Source organism: Vibrio sp. D173a, from assembly GCF_030248475.1.
In genome coordinates this window covers 1-18819 of the sequence record NZ_JAHGAH010000214.1, presented here as the reverse complement: position 1 = coordinate 18819, position 18819 = coordinate 1, and the positions used below count along the sequence as shown (strand labels likewise).

The window sequence follows — 18819 nt, the reverse complement described above, 5'->3', positions numbered from 1 at the left end:
TGGGCCCGTCCCAGCCAACCACTCAAGCGGTTAAGCAGGATTATTATGATTAGATTTAGACAATCAAAACTGACAATGTGTATCGCGGCTGCGTTGCCGATACTTTCGTACGCGAAAGACACCAGCCAATTGGAGAAACTTGACAGTGACTCACTGGGTATTGAAGTAAAAGCTCACGAACAAACGGATAACTCACGTATCTACCTAGACCAAGGTGCAATTTGGGTAAGCCGCGACATTATGCGATTTGATCCGGTACTTGACCTGAGCATTAGCAGTGATGTTGAAGTGAAAGATGGTAAGCCGCTGCAAGAGATGAGCTTTGCTATTACAACCAACTTCAGCTACTACGTTGACCACTATCAACTGGAAGTCTTCCGTGGTGGTGACCGTGGCTTGGTTGACCCTTTAGCAGTGGTAGAAGGCCAGCAATTTGCGAACGATTTCAACATTGTTTGGGATGGCACGACCGACCAAGAGTATCAATTTGAATCTAACACGCAGCTATTGTTCCGTTTAAAAGCTTTCGATAAAGACGGCAATATGGACGTGACGACGGTTAGTGTGATTGACCTTGTCGAGCCAGATTCTGAGGTCGATATCGATAAGAACGACGGCGAAGAAGAGCAAAGCCGCAAGCTCGGTAAAGCTCGGTTGGTGCGTCACAATATTCCTACCTCTGCGGGTCTGGCTAGATTCATGGGTACGGGACTAAAAGGCGTTGATAAAGTCGTGATTGGCGAAGACGAGTTTGATGTGGAAGAGGGCGAACTATACGCAGAACAATACTTGCCAGCAGATGCGTACCTGTTCCCAACTCGAGTGGTATTCGACAGTGGTGAAGAGCGTCGCTACCAACTGTACGTGCGTATCCCTGACGAGTATTGGGTACAAGCGGGTCTTGCGGATTTCTACATCGGTAAAAACAAAGTGACGGGCAACTCCGCCGCACTAGCCGTCGACGAGCAATACCAAGATGACATCTATAACCAAGGACGCTTGGCGTACTTTGGTCAGGGTAAGTTTGGCGACAAACTCAGAGTTACCACTCACTTTGATACTAAAGAGAGTGACGTGCGAGACATGTTTAAGAATCCGTTTACCTCTGACTCATCCAGCGTATTCGACATTCTCGAAGACGACGATGAGATGTATTACGGCAACTATGGTGACAGCTCCAACATCTACAAAGTGGTAAATACCAAAGGTAAGGTTTACCTCAACGTTGAGTACGACAAATCCAATATGTTGTGGGGTAACTACAACACTGGCATTACTGGCACTGACAACAACGATTACAACCGTAGCTTATACGGCTTCAAAGGGGACTACCGTACTCGCTCAACCACCAAGTTTGGTGAAGATCGCCTAAACATTGTCGGCTTTGCGGCTGAATCGGACTCACTCTTCGCTCACGATGAATTCCTCGGTACTGGTGGTTCGTTGTACTTCTTGCGTCATGGAGAAGTAGTACCGGGCAGTGACAAAGTGATGGTGAAAGTTGTCGACCCAGACAGCAGCATCACTATGCAAGAAATGCCGCTGCAATCGGGACGTGATTATGAAATCGACCCGTATCAAGGCCGCATCATTCTGACCAGACCGCTGAACAACATCATTTCGGATAACTTCGGCACTGTCATAAACGATCAACCATCGTCTGGCTATGACAACTACCTTTCGGTGGACTACGAATACGTTCCTCAAGGCAGTGACGCGCTTGACGCAATGACTACTGGTGGTCGTGTGAAAGGTTGGGTGAACGACTACATTGGTGTGGGCGCAAACTACCAAACCGAAGAAAAAGACAACCAAGACTACGAAGCGTACGGCACGGACTTAACCTTGCGTGCATCAGAAGGTACGTACTTGAAAGCCGAATTCGGACACAGTAAAGGTCGTCAAACCGATTCCAACTACGTTTCTTTCGATGGCGGTTTAACCTTTACCCCAACTGGTAGTAACGCGGAAGATCGTGAAGGTGATATCTACCAAGTGAGAGGGGTGATGAACCTCTACGACTTAGCTCCTAACGTATTCTCTGCGGTGGGCAACGACGTCAAAGCTTGGTACAAATCCAAAGACGCAGGTTACAGTTTTGCCAGTCAAGATGACGACTTAGAGCAAGAGTCTTACGGTACCGAACTTCGTTTCCAAGCCACTGACCGAGTTGCTGTGAAGACGCGCTTTACCTCGGTTGAAGAGCGCGAATCCGATGGTGATTTGCGAACGGATACCCAGCAAGCGGAATTGGAAACTCAAGTTAAAGTCACCAAACACATCAAGATCTCGGCAGCAGGTAAACAAGTTGAAGAGCTAAACAACCAAGATGAAAAAGGCAAAGGGACCTTAGCGGGTCTGCGTGCTGACTACATCTGGGACAGCGACAACAACGTGTACATCAAAGGCCAGAAAACCGTGGGCCAAACCGACGAATACGATGAGAACGACAGCGTCACGCTCGGTGGTGAAACGCGCATTCTAGAAGACTTTGTGGTTGGTGCGGAATACACCACGGGTGATCGCGGTGATGCGGCAGAAGCGAGTGTGACGTATGACGTAACCGAAGAATACAGCACCTACTTAACCTACGTAGACGACACTTACGAAGACAAAAACAACGTAATTGTCGGCCAACGTGCAGACCTGACTTCAACCGTCGATTTCTACCAAGAAAACCAATTTGTTGATGAGAACAACGGCAAAGGTCGAATCGACTCGTTTGGTTTTGGTTACGACATGAATGACGACATCGACATGGGGATTGGCTACCAAAAAGGCGAAATTGAAGACGACCAGAAGATCACCACAGAGCGCCAAGCCGTGAGTGTGAGCACTTCGATTGATGTCGATAACGTATTGTTCAAGAACAAAGTCGAATACCGTGTCGACAAGACCGATGATTCCGCCGACCCAGATAAAAAACGTGTCGACCAGTGGGTGACGACTAACCGTTACACGCACCATCTAACGGAAGAGTACACCTTATTTGGTAAATTCAACTACTCACGCTCAGAGAGCAAATCGAGCGATAAAGTGTTGGCTCGTTTTATTGAATCCACTGCAGGTTTAGCATATCGCCCAATCTACAACGACCGTTTGAACGTACTCTCTCGCTACACCTATTTGGTGGACTTCGACCAACTTAACCGCGATGTGGATTACAAAGATGAAGAAAGCCACATCATCGAAATCGAAGGTATATACTCGTTGGATGCAAACTGGGATCTAGGCGCGAAATACGCTTACAAGGAGAAGCATGAAATCTTCACTCGTCAGTCAGGTGAAGACATTCTAGTCGAAAGTAAAATTTCTCTCTACGGTTTGAGCGCCTCTTACCGTGTTATGAAAGACTGGGACGTAACCGGTGAGTACCACTGGAAGACGGACAGCACCTACGACGAGCTAGAGCAGGGCGCATTGGTTTCGGTTAACAAACATTTGAGCGACAACTTCAAAGTCGGTGTGGGTTACAACTTCTCAGGCTTTGATGGCAACCTAGCGAATGATGACGATTACGACGCATCAGGTGTGTTCATTAACCTAGTTGGTAAGTTATAAGAGGGCGATATGAAAACGACGATTCGTTTGTTAAGCGGAATGATCGCAGGAGCAATGTTGGCAGGTTGCTCGGCAGATGCGTATGTTAGCCAAGAGAACCGAGAAAAGTTTGCCGATGTCAATGTCTCCAAGTTTTTGATCAGTGAATGTTTAGCGCCGCAACGTGAAATCCATTTTGCGGTTGCCGAGCATTTCGATTTCGATAAATCTTTCATTCGTGAAGCCGATGCGGTAAGCCTAGATGTGTTCATCCGCAATATTCAAGGCTTGAGCGGGCGCATCACGATTGTTGGTCACACTGATTTTAAAGGCTCTGATGAATATAACGATAAGCTGTCTATGCGCCGAGCTGAATCGGTAGAGGCGTATCTCCAGCAACAACTCGATCCAGAGCAATACGATTGGGAAGTGAAGCACTTTGGTGAGTCGCAGCCGCTAGCGTTGGGTAAATCAGATCAAGATCGTGCCGAAAACCGTCGTGCTTACGTGATGTTTGAAGAGGCGCAGAAGTACGAAGAGATGCCTTTCTGTGAGCCGCCAAAACCAGAACGTAAGATCTACATGGCGATGACACCACACTTTGATTTCGATAAGTCGGAATTAAAACCGGAAGACCTTTCACAATTAGATGATTTCATCGCAAAACTGCAAGGTTTAGAAGGGAGCATTATGGTGGCTGGTCATACCGACCAAGTCGGTTCGCTCTCTTATAATGAACAATTGGCGGAACGAAGAGCGCAAACCGTGGTGGCGTATCTCAAGACGAAACTCGATCCATCGCAGTTTGTGTGGGAAGTAAAAGCCTTTGGTGAGCTTCAACCTGTGATCAACGAAGAATCTCCAGAAGCCAATGCTTTAAACCGCCGTGCGTTTATCGTATTTAAAGAGAGCGAACTGGGGCAACCGACTGAATAATTTGTTAAGGTTGTCTTCTCGCAAGCTAGCTATCTATTTTCTGAGCGATATTTAGCATGAAAGGTCAACCTATCTAAACCAAACAGGGAGTCGGGTAATGGAGAAAGTGCAGTTAGTCGTCGGTTTTCTTCTCACTCACAAAATTTTATTTTCCGCATTAATCCTGCTGTTTATCATTGTTCTGCGTCGTTTGATTCTGTCTCGAATTCGTGGCGACGATGCTTTCATTACGGAAGAACAACGCAGTTGGATGTCGAGAACCAAAAACGGCACATTTGCTCTCACTTTGATTCTGCTGTTCATCTTATGGCAATCAGAAATTAGCGAGTTTGCCCTAAGCGTTACGGCGATTGCAGTGGCGATTGTTGTCGCATCCAAAGAGATTATTCTTTGTTTTACTGGTTCGATTCAGCGAGCCAGTTCGCGTTCATTCCGCATTGGTGATTGGATTGAAGTCGGCAAGCTGTGTGGTGAGGTTATTGAGCACAACATGATGGCGACAGTGATTCAAGAAATCGACCTGCATCATGGGCAATACCACTTCACGGGGAAAACCGCGACGTTGCCCAACAGCATGTTCTTTACCTACCCAGTGAAGAACCTCAACTTTATGAAGCGTTACGTTTACCATGACTTTTCTGTTGTGGTGAAAGACTTCGTCAATCTCTACCCACTTTTGCCTTTACTGACCGATAAGATTGATGAGCATTGCAGTTACTTTGCCGATGTTGCTCACCGTTATAACGCGATGATCGAGAAGCACGCTGGTGTCGATCTTCCGGGGGCTGAGCCGCATATCCATATATCAAGCAACATCAATGGTGAGCAAATCGTGCATATCATGATTTTCTGCCCAACTGACAAGGCAAACCATTTAGAACATCTGATTCGCAAAGACTTTATGGAGCTTTATGAGCAACGATTTCCAATGAATTCGAAGCATTAAGTTCTCGCTCAATAATCACCAGCTCAATGTAAACCCTCACCAATCAAAGGTGGGGGTTATTTTTATTGTTCATTTGTCGTCACGATAAAATATCTTAATGGATCGAGGCGCATATAATCGTTAAATTACGCGCGCAATCTGCCCTCAGACAACTTCCGCTCGTTGCTTAAAATACATAATAAAAACATCAATTAAGACTACTCAGATAGTCCGTACCGCAATAGCTAGTTTCCTATGGAAGCGACAGCATCGCGGTAAAGGTTGCACGTATGGCTGTTTATTAAACCGCTGAATCTCTATCACGTTTATCATTAAGATGCTTCATGCAAACTGGCTTTAAAATCAAATTTGCTCCTTCTCAACGGCTATTCGCATTGATGGGGCAGTGGCAGTCTGCGTCCAAATCCTATTTAACGGACTTGGCGTCGATCGCATTGCTACTGCTGCCTTTGATTCTCTCTAATGCGTTGGCAGTATTTTTTGGGCACGTCTTCCGTTTTACTGGTTTAATGGATTTGTCCCAGTTGCTGTTTCACGTGTCAGATATCCTGATCAACTTGTACCCGAGTGCATTCTGTGTGGTGGCGGGTTATTACCTTTCCCACAAAACCAATGTGTCTAGTGCGGTGTTCATCATCTATTCGTTGATCATGTTCTATTTGATCTCCATAGAGAATGGCAGCCTTTCACAGATGTACATGTTGCCAAATAACCCGCTGTTGGCGCTATTGAGTGCCACAATGACGTACGTTTACTGCAGCATCTTTAAGATACGTTTGTTAGAGCCTCAAGCCCTCGATTTTTCATCACGGCTGCTTAAGCATGTGGTGCACTTTTTCTTGTTTGTGCTTATTGCGCTTGTGATGTCCCATTTCACGGCAATCTTTACGGCATTGGCTGGTGGTATGGTTCGCGGACTCGGTGTTGATCCATTAACGTTCAAAGGTGGTCTTATGTACCAAACGGTGCTGGGCTTGCTCGGCTCGATTGGTATCAACGGACATAACTTGTTATTTGCGATTAAGCAGCAGATCTTCGCCGCAACCGAAGCGAATATGATGGCATGGCAAGCCGGAGGGGCGTCACTGAATGTCATCAGCCAAGGTTTTTATGATGCATTTATGTCGATGGGCGGCTCGGGGAACTCGATCAGCTTGCTTCTCTGTGTGTTGATGTTTGCTAAAGAGCGTAACCACTTGATGTTGGCTTTGGCAGCAATGCCACTGGTTATTTTTAACATCAACGAAGTGTTGCTGTTTGGTTTGCCAATCATCTTCAACCCGATTTTGATCATCCCTTTCGTGCTGGTGCCGTTAGTGAGTTTTGTCATTACCTTCTTGTGTATTTCATCGGGTCTTGTTCCGCCGGTTGAAAACATTGTGAACTGGATGACGCCACCACTGTTCAGTGGTTATATGGCAATGGGGAATCAAATCGAAGGCTCGATCTTGCAAGCGCTGATCATTGTTTTGGGTATTTTCATCTATCGACCATTTTACTTGGCATACGCAGGGAAATATTCAGCGCAGTTCCGCGCCAATACGGCTTATTCTGGGATAGAAAGCTCTATCTTTAAAACATTGCTAAGTAATGTAAAAGCATCGAACAACTCAAGCATCAGTAAGTCGACAGCCCAGAAACGTTTAACTACGATTTTGCGCGAAGGGGAGTTAGTGATGTTCTATCAAAAACTGCAGTCGACGAAAAATATTAACGAGTTCTCTTATGAAGCTCTGCTGCGTTACATCGATAAAGATGGAAAGTTATGTCCACCGACATTTGTGAGTGATTTCCAGATGCTTAACTCGATGCCATTGCTAGATAAGCTGGTGATTGAGAAAGTCTTGGCAGACATGCAGCAAATGAACTTATCCAAAGATCGTCGTATTGCCATCAACATCGCGGTGGCGACGATTGAGCAAGAAGAGTTTGTGCCGCATTTGTTATCGCGTTTGGCCCATTACGGTATCTCGCCAGAATGGCTGGAGATTGAGATCACGGAAGAAGCGATTCTCAGCAACAAGGTATTCTTGATTAAAACGATGGAAGCGTTGCAAGCTCAAGGCATTCGTATTGCAATGGATGACTTTGGTACTGGCTATGCCTCGTTCCCGCATTTGCTCAAATACCCGTTTGATAAGATCAAACTTGACCGCTCGCTCTTACTGGATGCCAACGATAAGAAAGGAAAGGATCTCTACGAGTTGGTAGCGAAACTGGGCCATATCACCCATTGTGAGGTGGTGGCTGAAGGGGTTGAGACACAAGCGGAGTATGACTTTGTAAAAGCGTGTGAGGTGGATAAAGTGCAAGGGTATTTCTTTGCTCGTCCAGCTCCGTTATTGGACATTTTGGACGAACAGCAAGAAAAGCCATTTCTATCGTCACAATTACAAAGTCGAGTGGAAATATAGACTTGCTGGCGCTAATGTGCGCCTCCTTGCTTAATAAGCAAACAAAATAACAAACTACGTTGACCAAAGAAACAACGAGTTTGAGCAGAATGGAAGGGTGTCGAGGGTTTTGGCTGGCACACTTTCATTCTGTTAAATAGCAACAAGTTGGCTGTAGCTACCTTTGTTGAGTGACTATGCGCAACGTTGAACGATCAACGCTTTGTTACTCGAATGATACCGTCATCGACGTCCTTGTCGAAACTCTCCCTCATTACGAAACAAATTACATGGATTTAATTGCGGCGAATTTCTTAAGCGGCTTCTAGACCGTTTTTTGATGGATTTACTTAGCCAAATGAACAATCGATATATCAATCGACTTTTTACTTTAATATCTTCCAACTTATACATTAACGGTTTATGTAACGTCCTCGTGATGTTGCTACCAGTCTCGTTAATTTCTGCATTCAGTACATTGCTGAGTAATTTACTGTTGATAGCTGGCTACGATCAGATTGGTATCACTGTAGGTACAGCGAGTGCCATTATCTGGAAGCTATTTCCAATTTTGCTGTTGGTGTACTTCTCTCAGTTTCTTTCCTCACTGTTGAAAGTCTCTCGTGTGAACGTCATAACGCCATCGTTGATGATTTACTTTATCGTCTGCAATGAATGGGGCTTATTGCAAGATGGTACGGTCGTTCCAAGTAACTACCCATTGGCAATTCTTGTTCCGACCGTCGTCGCTTGGTCTGTGCGTTTTATGCAAAACCGAAAATGGTTTATGCGCTCTGATTTGCCGAATGTTGTGGATCAATCCTACAACCTCATCGTGGCGACGGTGGTGTTGGTCGTTGGTTATACGGTTTTGGGCTATGCGCTTGGGCAAGCGTTTTGTGCTGCGGATGTTGCGCATCTTCTACTGCCAAAACTGGATCCTAACTCACTGCTTGATGGTGTGCTCTACGAATTTGTGCGTAACCTATTTTGGTCGATTGGCATCAACGGCCACATCATTTTTGCGCCTTACGAAGCCGAGCTTTATGAAGTGACGCGTGTTGCGATAGAAAACCATGAAGCGCTTGGAACACCACTGCCAATTTTAACTACTAATTTCTTTGATTTTTATGCAGGGATGGGGGGCGCAGGGAACACCATTTCACTGGTGCTTTGTATGCTTTTTCTGACCAAAAATCGCAGTTATAAAGCGCTTGCGGTAGCGGCATTGGTTTTGAGCTTGTTCAATATTAACGAGCCAATCATTTATGGCTTACCCATCATGTTCAATCCCGTCATGATTGTGCCGTTTCTCATTGCTCCTATTGTAGGATTAGTCATTGCTTACGTTGCGACAGCGATGGGGCTGGTGGCACCGATAACAGAAATCATGAGCTGGATGACACCGCCATTAGCCAGTGGTTACATCGGCACAGGCTACACGTGGACGGGCGTGATTTTGCAACTGATCATCATCTTGGTTGGTGTGGTAATTTACTACCCATTCTTTAAGCAAATGGACAAAATTGGTAATGCGGATACGCTATTTGCAAAGTCAGTTTCTGATGATTTCTTCAATTATGAAGGATTAGATAATGGCAAAGTGGCGGGGGCATTTTTCCCTGAAATCACGAATAAGTTTGTGGCGCAAAAACGCATCAGTGACTTGAAAAAGCATGGCGAGTTTGTGTTGTTCTATCAACCACAGGTTAATGCTCGTACGGGTGAGATTCGTTCGCTTGAAGTACTGATTCGTCATCGCTCTGAAACAGGAGAGATCACACCACCAACGTTTCTTGAGGACTTTGCAAAAGTCGGCTTAATGAGTGAGTTGGATTTATGGGTGGTCGAAACGACATTGCGTGAAGCAGCGCCTTTGGCGAATCGACCAAACTTCAAGGTTTCAATTAACCTATCGCCAGAAACTTGCTTGGTACCAGACTTCACTGAAAAGGTACTGACGATGATTAATGAAAGTGCTCTCTCTTGCTCTCAAGTGGAGTTTGAAATTACCGAAGACATGCTGATTCAGGACGAGCATCGTACCCACTTTGTGTTGAGCGCACTGCGAGCTGCGGGGGTGAAGATTGCGTTGGATGACTTCGGTTCTGGTTATTCGTCTATTGGTTACTTGTCAAAATACGATTTCGATAAAGTGAAAATAGACCGTTCGTTAGTACTTAACCTCAACAACAAAAACGGTCGCGAACTGTTTAGGTTAACCGCGAAGCTGGTAAAAATTACCGGAGCCGTCACCGTTGCCGAAGGTATTGAAACAGAGAGCGAGTTAGAGTTTATGGCAGAATTAGGTATTGATTTGATTCAAGGCTTTTACTTCTACCGCCCAATGCCGTTTGACGATGTTGTAAAGCTTGAATACAGCGAGCGAGAAGAGCGTTCAGATTACGATCACTTTGCATGCTAAGTAGTAAGTTAACAGCACCAAAAAGGGAAGCGAAATGCTTCCCTTTTCTTTAGGTTCAAATAAGACATCTGTGTGCCCCAATCTCAAATTGGGTCATCTAGATGTAGATGTGTTTACTTGAACTCGAATTTACCTTGCATGATTGCCCAGTGACCAGGGAAAGAACATAAGAACGAGTAGTCGCCTCCCGGAGTCATTTTCTCTGTGCTGAAGGTGATAGAAGTGCTTTCACCGCCGCCCACTACTTTAGTGAAGGCATAAACTCGGTCGTCGTTTGGTTTCACGTAGTTGTTATCAAGGCCCGCAGACATCCCATCTGTACCCACCGCTTGAAGGTTAGCCGTATCTGTAATCACAACGTTGTGACCCATTGACTGTGCCGGCATCTTACCAGTGTGGTTCAGCGTCAGTTTCACTTCTTTACACGTCGCTGGTACGCTCAGTGTCTTGGTCGAAAACTGCATCATATCGTTAGCATCGATGGACACTTCACACTCCGCATTGGCTTGTGCGCCAAAGCTCATTCCAACTAGTGCAAAGGTTGCTGCTACTAAACGTAAAGACATATAACACTCTCCATATTGTATTTTTGGGCTGACTTGGATTCAAACCGATCCAATGCATCTCATTATCATCAAATATTCTGTTTGAAACCGTGCTTTGAACCCTATATTGACGTTTTGTTGCAAAGTTATACTTATGATTTTCACTACTTGATCATTCATTGTGCTTATTTTATGTAATTAAATTAACAAGTTTCAGTAATCTTATCTTTCGGTGTTCTTACATCAATCAACAGAGGAGTGGTGACGTTTTTGGCTGGTATCTCGACAAGTTGTAACTAAATGTTTCTTTGGTCTTTAACTTGTAACGCAAATTTCTCTTAATTCACAAAATTAACAATTATGCAAACAAAAGTTATTTATCGATACGAATAAATAAATTCATCAATTGTTTGATGTCATTTATATAATTTGAACTAGAGTCCCAGTTTAAATTGTCCATATTGTCACTGAATGATTTGTCATCAATTTGACGTCTAAAACTGCTTAATTATTGACGATTTTTCCTCCCAAAATCCTGTTACGTTTTGTTACATCCATCAGCTGCGCCGCGAAAAAAGTTCCTGCTTATAATGATTTACCTTCCTACTGTAGATTATATAAGTTATTAATTATGAATAAGAATATGCTAAATTTCATGCCGAGCGTTCTAGCGCTCGCGATCGGAATGGGACTGCCCGCAGCACAAGCTGGAGTGGTAACCGATGCTGCTGTTGTTGGCTCTGAAAGCCAATGGTGGAACACGTACAAAGTAACCCTGACAAACGATGGTTCTCAATCAATTGAGTTGCGTGATGCCAAGGTTTTGTTTGATTCAAATCTAACTATGTCTGCGCCTTCTTGGGCAGCTACAAGCGTTAGCTACCCAGGCATGGCATTTACGAGCAATGCGAAAGGGAGCCTATTCGAAAACACTCTTACCCTTTCCTTTGATAGCGGTAGTTGGGTTAAGTCACAACTTCCAGCTGGTGAAAGCATCGAACTAACACTGGGTGTGAGTGGCGTATTGGATCTTGCTCTACTGCAAAACACTATCCGTTTGATTGCTGATGATGGTGAAGTGGGTGAGCCGGAGATTTCGCTTCAGTTAACGTCACCAGTAAGCGGCGCGGAGTTTGAAGAAGGCCAAGCGGTTGCGATGTTAGCAAACGTAACAGCGACCAATACCAGCGTTAAAGCGGTGACTTTCTTTGTCGATAACGTTCAAGTTGCTCGTGCAACACAGGCGCCTTTCCAAGCTAGCTGGACATCAGTTGGCGTGGGTGCACACATGATTAAAGCAGTAGTGGAAGACACTTCTGGTCTAACACAAGAGCAGGCGGTAAGCATCACAGTTAAAGAAAAGCAAGTTGAGCCGCCACTGGAGCCTGAAGTACATGAACTGACGTTTGTTGCACCAACACAAGGTCAAAAACTGACTGTTGAACAAGCGACGACAATTACTGCACGCGTTGATGGTGAGTTGATCTCGACCCTGGAATTTTGGGCAAACGATCGCAAGCTAGGCCAGCGTAGTATCACAGCTACTCAAAACTCTTACTCGCAATCTTGGACACCAAGCGAAGTTGGCAACGCAACGCTAAAAGTGGTGGTGTTAGATCAAAACGGCCAAACGGTTGAGCAGAACAGCATCGCAGTGACAGTAGAAGCTGCACCAAGCTTTGTTAGCCCTGAAGTGAGCTTCTCTTCTCCTGCAAACGGTTCTAAGTTTGAAAAAGACGAGTTGGTATCGATCTCTGTTCGTGCAACGGATGCGGATGATGATTTGTCTCGTGTTATTGTGAAAGCAAACAACCAGCAAATTTGTGAGTTTAACGCGTCTACGGAAAGCCAGTACTCTTGTAACTGGACGGCATCTCTAGTGGGTGATGTGACGTTAGAAGCGGTAGCGACCGATGCTGAAAACCTGACGGCGACTGCACGTGTGAAAATCACAGTGGAAGAAGTTGATACCCCAACGCCTCCGGGTGGTTTGTGTGCTGATTTCAATGTTTACCCAGACTGGACTCGTGGTGACCACGCAACTGGTGGCGACATTATGGTTCACAAGAACATTGCTTACTCAGCGGTTCACTGGACGCAAACTGTTCCGGGTAGCGACGCCTCATGGGCACTGCACCTGAACTGTGATGGCACAGAGCCGGGTACAGCACCAGCGCTATCATTACGCAACCCAATGGACCCAGTTCGCCTTGAAGTTGCTGGTTGGCCAAATACATTTGTTGTAGCGAGCCCATCAACTCAAGCACCAAGCACATTGACGATCGAGACAAGCAGCGCTGATGCGTTAGTAGATGTAGAACAGCTAACACTTGCATTTGTTTCTGTCCTAGAACAGGCAGAGAACGCAGGCTCAGCATCTATCGTTATTCAATCGGATGTTCTGGATCTTGCAACACAAGACAAAGGCGCATCATTGGGTACGGTAGCGGTTAAGCAAGCGCTGACAAACGCTATCGATATTACAGGTAGCAATATCGATATCGATGCGATCAACGCACTGAGTGATGATGTAAAAGGTTGGGCACAGGCTCACAACTTGATCTTCACCACACTTACGCCTCAAGCGACATTTGGTTGGTCACTAAGCATTGGCGAATTCGCTTACGATACGCATTCTGGTCGTCAATCAGTATGGGATGAAGCGTCTGTCTTCTCTGCTGATTTGCTTAATAGCTTCGAACTATACAAAGCGGATTCTGCAAATAAAGCGGACTTTGTTGCCTTCACTAAATCGAGCGAGACGGCTGCGCTAACTAGCGAGCAGTGGCACAACGCACTTGAATACGTAAAACAGGTAACAGATTACGTTGAAGCACCTGCAATGCTGGCAAACATGTCGACTGCGCAAGCGGCGAACTACTTCATGGGAAATACGCAAAGCGAGCAGCAAATTCGCAAAGCGGCTTACAGTAACGTGTTTGCATTGATGTTTGATCAAGACTCTCAAGTATTAACCAGCAAGATTGAGCTGTACCAAACGGCGAAAGTACCACTGTACTACGTGGGTGAAGAGCTAGAGAAAGGTTCATTGACTCGTATTGAGGCGCTAAACCAAGAGTTAGCTAATGCTGAAAGCGTGATGGATAACGAAGCCTTCCTGTACGAAACGCCTCAATCTCAGTGGGTTCCGTCAACGGTTTACAAGTGGAATGACTTCCTAGATGGCTTGAACGCGATGCACAACATTGGTGTGGCGGGTAACAAGTTCTGGCTGATGGATGATGAAGTCGATGACGCTACCAACATCAAATACGCGAAAGTCGCGATTGCTGCATTCCTTGCACAAAGTATGCAAGAGACTATTCGTTACAACGCTTGTGATGAAAACAACTGGTCAGAAGTGAAATATGGCGCGCCAACGGATTACCCAATGACGGCAAGCTGTGGTCAACTTGGTCAGAAATACGCAGATTATGGTGTAAACCCAGTGTCTGGTCTGGATCACGCGTACTCGTGTCCACGTGATAACAAGATGGAAGTAAGCGCGCTGACGCATGCGAAATGGTACGGTGCACCAGCTCCAGTATTTGCTGCTCCGGATGCTGTGCTTGAAGAGCGTGGTCTACTGGTAAATGGTGCTGCTGGTCGTTGGACGAACAACGGTCACTGTAACGAAGTACCTGAAAGCGTCGATACGTCTAAGCAAGTATGGGAGCGTGATGAGTGTAGAACTTACGTGGGCCAAAAAGCGGGTAAATTTGTTTGGGACGGCAGCAGCCAAGAAAGTGTTGAGGGTTGTGGCTGGTGGGGCCGTGGTGTTATCCAAACCACAGGTCGTCAGAACTTCGGTACGCTTAACCACTACCTAGGTCGTTCACATGTTGATCCATCGACGATCGGTAAGACGATTGATGGCGTAACGGTTGAAGCGCCACCAGAGAATCCGCTATACGCAGAGTTAGACTTCTGTTCGAACCCTGGTCTGATTTGTAGCTCGGAAGAAAACAGAGAGATCAAATGGATTGCTGGTCTATTCTACTGGGTAACATCAGTGCAGGCGTATAACGATGAAGGCGGCCAATACGCAGACTGGAACTACTACAATGAGCTGAAGAAGTACGTTGATAGCGGTCTACAAGGCTCTCAATTTATTGATGACGTTTCAGGCATCGTTAACCGTGGTTGTCCTGATTTGACGTGTTCAACTGGTGACGTTCATAACGTGGAAGAGCGCCGTGATAACTTCAAACTGGTGCTACAAAAGCTAGGACTTGATCCTCGTTAATTCAGATAGAACAACATCGATGAGTCAAAGCCACCACTGAAAAGTGGTGGCTTTTTTGTTTTTTTCATTCGGCTCAGACGCTTAGTTTTTATTTTTACGTTTCTGTAATAGTTATTTTCTTTTTCTGCTTATTATCATTTATTTTCAACTCAATATAATGCTCGCCATTCCAAACGTATTTACTGCGTTTATGATTTTTATCTTTCGATGAATGGTTTCCGGGAGGGGAGTATGTCGAATTTTGTTGTTGTCGGTGGTGGTGCTGCAGGCCTAGAAATGGTGACGCGTTTAGCGAGCAGTTTTGCGGGTAAATCTGGCCACACCGTCACTTTGGTTGAACCATCTTCTCATCACTTATGGAAACCAAGACTGCATGAAATTGCGGCGGGCACGTTTGACAATGAGCTCGATTCGGTGGCGTTTCGCCTTCATGCTGCTTGCCACGGTTACCAGTATGTTCAAGCGCGTATGTCAGGATTAGATCGAGCAAACAAAACGATTACCGTAAGCGCTGAGCTCTCACCAGAACAAACATTGAAATACGATTACCTTGTGATTGCAGTGGGTGCGATCAGTAATGATTTCAAAATTCCGGGTGTGAGCGATCATTGTTTGTTCTTAGATTCTGCCTCTCAAGCAGAAAAAGCATGGGAGCAGATGAAACAGATGCTGGCGAACGGTGGTGCTCACCGTGTATCTATTGTGGGGGCTGGTGCGACTGGTGTTGAGTTGGGTGCTGAGTGGGCTAAAGTGAGCAAGCAATTAAACCGCTATCAAAATGATACTCAGCTTTCTATTACGCTTATTGAAGCCGCAGATCGCGTATTGCCCGCAAGCGCTGATTGCATGTCTGAAAAAGTACTCAAGAAACTTCAAAAGCAGGGCGTTAACGTCCGCTTAAACGCAAGGGTTAAGCGTGCAGAAGCGGATCGCATTGTAACAGAAAATGAGGTCATTCCTGCTGATCTACAAATTTGGGCGGCAGGTATTCGATGCCCAGACTGGTTAGCGAATCTCGATGGTCTGGAAAGCAACCGTATTAACCAACTTAAAGTGTTACCAACGTTGCAAACCACTCTTGATGAGAGCGTTTTTGTCATCGGTGACAGTGCTGAATGTCCACAAGAGGATGGACGTGTCGTACCACCACGAGCACAAGCAGCCAACCAAGCAGCGGCGCATTTGGCGAAGCAGTTTAAGCGCTTGGTGAAAGGCAAAGAGCTTAAGCCGTTTGTATTCAAAGATGGTGGCATGGTAGTAGCACTTGGGCATGACTACGCGGTTGGCGCGTTGATGAATGACAAAGTCGTGTTACGTGGACGCTATGTTCGTCGTTTATACGACACCATTTTTAGACTACATCAACGTGTCATTTTTGGCTGGTTCCGAGTATCAGCGTTGGTTGTGCTTAAACGCGTAAAAGGTTTATTGAACCCTTATTACAAAGGCTCTTGGTCTTAATCCCAGTCAGTATTATTCGTTTCTGTCTTTTCACTATTATCGAGCGCCCAAATCATAACGATTTGTGGCGCTAGGTGTTTTTTATGCGTCATTTGCAACTCTCTTTACCTGTCCAACTTCTTATTTCTGCTTTGCTTGCTTGGAGTGGGGCTCAAGCTATCCTTCTTCTCGTCGAGCATGGTTTTGCAGATAAATCGCTATTGCTGTCGAGTGATTACTACCAAATTTTGATGTTGAGCAAAACGGTCTACCTAGGTTTGCTCAAGATGGTAGTGGGCTTGATGGTATTGTTCTCCCTTGTCGAGGGTATTACCAATATCGGCTCAACCTTACGCCTTAAAGCATTGGGTGGAAGAACGCTGCTTTTCTACAGTTTCACGACTCTAATAGCCATCAGCTTGGGTCTTGGTGCTTCTTTGGCATTGCCAGCATGGGAACCGCTCAGTCAGACTATTCCTGTTGGCAGTGATGTTCGTTTGATTGACGAGCAAGGGGCTGGTGGGGCTGCGATATTGACCAATCTCGTCAAGATGGCCATGGTCAATCCGTTTGCTGCGTTGGCGAATGGTAACTTACTGGCGATCGTCGTTTTCTCCTTTATGGCAGGCGTTGCGATTTTGCTTTCAGTGCCATCAGGTCACCCTTTACTGGCGGTGATTTCAGGGTTAAACAAAAGCATCAACACCATGATTCGTGGCATCGTTAAGTTGTCTCCTATTGCTATTTTCGCGATCGTGCTTGATATCACGTTGACCTCGAGTGGCAATCTGATTCAGCAACTTGCGTTGTTTGCGCTGCTGGTGTTTGTGCTTACCATGGTGCATGGGCTAGTCGTGTTACCGACGATTGCTAAGGTTATGACGGGGATTTCGCCGATTACGCTGTTTAAAGCGATTTCAGCGCCGCTAACTATGGCGTTCGCGACTTCCTCAAGTGCAGCTGCTCTGCCTCTTGCAAAGCAAAGTGCGGAAGATAATTTAGATGTCTCACCAGAAGTTAGCAGTATGGTGTTGCCACTCGGTTCTGTAATGAACATGGATGGCACGGCGCTATTTGAGGGTGTTGCCGCGATTTTCTTGGCGCAACTGTTCGGTGTGGATTTGAGCACGACTGGATTGGTGATGATTTTTATCATGGCTATGGTCTCTTCTGTCGGTGCTCCGGGCATGCCTTCTGGCTCTATGTCGGGTATGCAGTTAGTGCTGTTAGCCGCGGGTATTCCACTGGAAGCGATTGCGATTTTATTGGTGATAGAAAGACCGCTAGATACCTTCCGCACTGCCGTTAATGTGGAGGGGGATTTAGTCGCGACGCTTGTTATCGACCGTTGGCAAAAGAAGACGACGGTGGATTCACAATCTCTTGATTCGTCAGAGATGCTAGTGGGCTAAAAGCAAAACGCACTCTCAATGGAGAGTGCGTTTTTCGTTGTTCTGAACTTAGATGAGCGGAAACGGGCTACGCTTTTTTAAGCTCGAATAATGCGTCATGCAGTGAAGGAACGATCGCATGGCCAAAATCACGCACTTCTGCGCAAGGCTCAACAAGGTCTGGGATTTGGAAAGTGACCATGTTAGCTGCTACCGCAGAGCGTACGCCATTATTGGAATCTTCAAAGGCAAGACATTTGGTTGGGTCAACGTTTAGTCGACTTGCTGCAAGCAGATAGATCTCTGGATCTGGCTTTCCATGTGAGACCTCACAGCCCGTGGTTAAGTTGTCGAAATACTTGCTCAAACCCGCCAGCTCCAACTTTTTTCTCGCTACTTCTTTTGCAGTAGAAGTCGCAACGGCAATGGGTAAACCTTGCTGTTTTAGCCACTCAAGCAGTTCTACCACGCCTTCTTTTACTGGAATGGCTTGATGTTTTACAACCGCATCGTAGCGAGTGCGCCATTCGTGATGAAGGCGATCTAAATCATCACCGTAAGCTTTGCGGAAAATGACCTCAATGCCCGCCGCGTTGCGACCAATGATTGAAAGGTAAACGTCTTTGTAGAATGGGAGGCTTTGTGCCTCACACGCTTCTTGGAAAATGCGCATGCACACTCGCTCCGTATCGAGGAGCAGTCCATCCATATCGAAAATAGCAGCTTGATAATTCATTACGTTATGACTTGTCGATTGAGATGGCGCATTTTGACATAAGCGGAATCGATTTTCTTGTGCAATTCGATCATCATCAACTTTTGGTCGAATAAAGACAAAAGTGGGCAAGTGCTGTTCCATACGAAAAAATAATTTAATACTGAAATCGATATTGCGCTAATTTGTCGGGAAGAAACATTTACGACAATCTATTAAAATAGGCAGAAGAGCAGAGATCC

Annotated in this window: 10 protein-coding genes; 8 read left to right on the top strand and 2 right to left on the bottom strand. The window is 45.7% G+C overall.

Annotation, left to right across the window (positions count from 1 at the left end):
- The first annotated feature begins 45 nt into the window (after window positions 1–45).
- From KIV40_RS20245 to KIV40_RS20225, 5 genes are all read left to right on the top strand, one after another.
- A complete protein-coding gene (locus KIV40_RS20245) occupies window positions 46–3561 on the top strand; it encodes a hypothetical protein (RefSeq protein ID WP_285350989.1) in 3516 nt (1171 codons plus the stop codon).
- Window positions 3562–3570: 9 nt separating this feature from the next.
- Window positions 3571–4476 (top strand): OmpA family protein, encoded by a 906-nt coding sequence (locus KIV40_RS20240; protein ID WP_011999417.1) that lies wholly within the window; start codon window positions 3571–3573, stop codon window positions 4474–4476.
- Window positions 4477–4573: 97 nt separating this feature from the next.
- Window positions 4574–5422, top strand: coding sequence for a mechanosensitive ion channel family protein (locus KIV40_RS20235; protein ID WP_011999418.1), 849 nt, complete (start codon window positions 4574–4576; stop codon window positions 5420–5422).
- Window positions 5423–5745: 323 nt separating this feature from the next.
- Window positions 5746–7836 carry an EAL domain-containing protein gene (locus KIV40_RS20230; protein WP_285350984.1) on the top strand — a complete coding sequence of 697 codons (2091 nt, stop codon included), beginning with the start codon at window positions 5746–5748 and terminating at the stop codon, window positions 7834–7836.
- Between the two features lie 337 nt (window positions 7837–8173).
- Window positions 8174–10240: an EAL domain-containing protein gene (locus KIV40_RS20225; RefSeq protein WP_285350982.1), complete on the top strand. Its 2067-nt coding sequence runs from the start codon at window positions 8174–8176 to the stop codon at window positions 10238–10240.
- Between the two features lie 113 nt (window positions 10241–10353).
- Here KIV40_RS20225 and azu read toward each other — a convergent pair whose 3' ends face one another.
- Window positions 10354–10806 (bottom strand): azurin, encoded by a 453-nt coding sequence (gene azu / locus KIV40_RS20220; protein ID WP_011999422.1) that lies wholly within the window; start codon window positions 10804–10806, stop codon window positions 10354–10356.
- Window positions 10807–11416: 610 nt separating this feature from the next.
- Between azu and KIV40_RS20215 the strand changes: the two genes are divergently transcribed.
- From KIV40_RS20215 to KIV40_RS20205, 3 genes are all read left to right on the top strand, one after another.
- A complete protein-coding gene (locus KIV40_RS20215; RefSeq protein WP_285350980.1) occupies window positions 11417–15031 on the top strand; it encodes an Ig-like domain-containing protein in 3615 nt (1204 codons plus the stop codon).
- Window positions 15032–15262: 231 nt separating this feature from the next.
- Window positions 15263–16492, top strand: coding sequence for an NAD(P)/FAD-dependent oxidoreductase (locus KIV40_RS20210; protein WP_021018294.1), 1230 nt, complete (start codon window positions 15263–15265; stop codon window positions 16490–16492).
- Window positions 16493–16575: 83 nt separating this feature from the next.
- Complete coding sequence (locus KIV40_RS20205; RefSeq protein ID WP_011999426.1) at window positions 16576–17883, top strand: dicarboxylate/amino acid:cation symporter; 1308 nt, start codon at window positions 16576–16578, stop codon at window positions 17881–17883.
- A gap of 67 nt (window positions 17884–17950) precedes the next feature.
- On the opposite strand, the gene KIV40_RS20200 is transcribed toward KIV40_RS20205, so the two are convergent.
- Window positions 17951–18598: an HAD family phosphatase gene (locus KIV40_RS20200; protein ID WP_038889126.1), complete on the bottom strand. Its 648-nt coding sequence runs from the start codon at window positions 18596–18598 to the stop codon at window positions 17951–17953.
- Between the last annotated feature and the right edge of the window lie 221 nt (window positions 18599–18819).

Excerpts from the sequence above, each read along its gene's own strand:
- KIV40_RS20245 (WP_285350989.1), top strand. The coding sequence starts at position 46 with ATGATTAGATTTAGACAATCAAAACTGACAATGTGTATCGCGGCTGCG.
- KIV40_RS20240 (WP_011999417.1), top strand. The coding sequence starts at position 3,571 with ATGAAAACGACGATTCGTTTGTTAAGCGGAATGATCGCAGGAGCAATG.
- KIV40_RS20235 (WP_011999418.1), top strand. The coding sequence starts at position 4,574 with ATGGAGAAAGTGCAGTTAGTCGTCGGTTTTCTTCTCACTCACAAAATT.
- KIV40_RS20230 (WP_285350984.1), top strand. The coding sequence starts at position 5,746 with ATGCAAACTGGCTTTAAAATCAAATTTGCTCCTTCTCAACGGCTATTC.
- KIV40_RS20225 (WP_285350982.1), top strand. The coding sequence starts at position 8,174 with ATGAACAATCGATATATCAATCGACTTTTTACTTTAATATCTTCCAAC.
- azu (WP_011999422.1), bottom strand. The coding sequence starts at position 10,806 with ATGTCTTTACGTTTAGTAGCAGCAACCTTTGCACTAGTTGGAATGAGC.
- KIV40_RS20215 (WP_285350980.1), top strand. The coding sequence starts at position 11,417 with ATGAATAAGAATATGCTAAATTTCATGCCGAGCGTTCTAGCGCTCGCG.
- KIV40_RS20210 (WP_021018294.1), top strand. The coding sequence starts at position 15,263 with ATGTCGAATTTTGTTGTTGTCGGTGGTGGTGCTGCAGGCCTAGAAATG.
- KIV40_RS20205 (WP_011999426.1), top strand. The coding sequence starts at position 16,576 with ATGCGTCATTTGCAACTCTCTTTACCTGTCCAACTTCTTATTTCTGCT.
- KIV40_RS20200 (WP_038889126.1), bottom strand. The coding sequence starts at position 18,598 with ATGAATTATCAAGCTGCTATTTTCGATATGGATGGACTGCTCCTCGAT.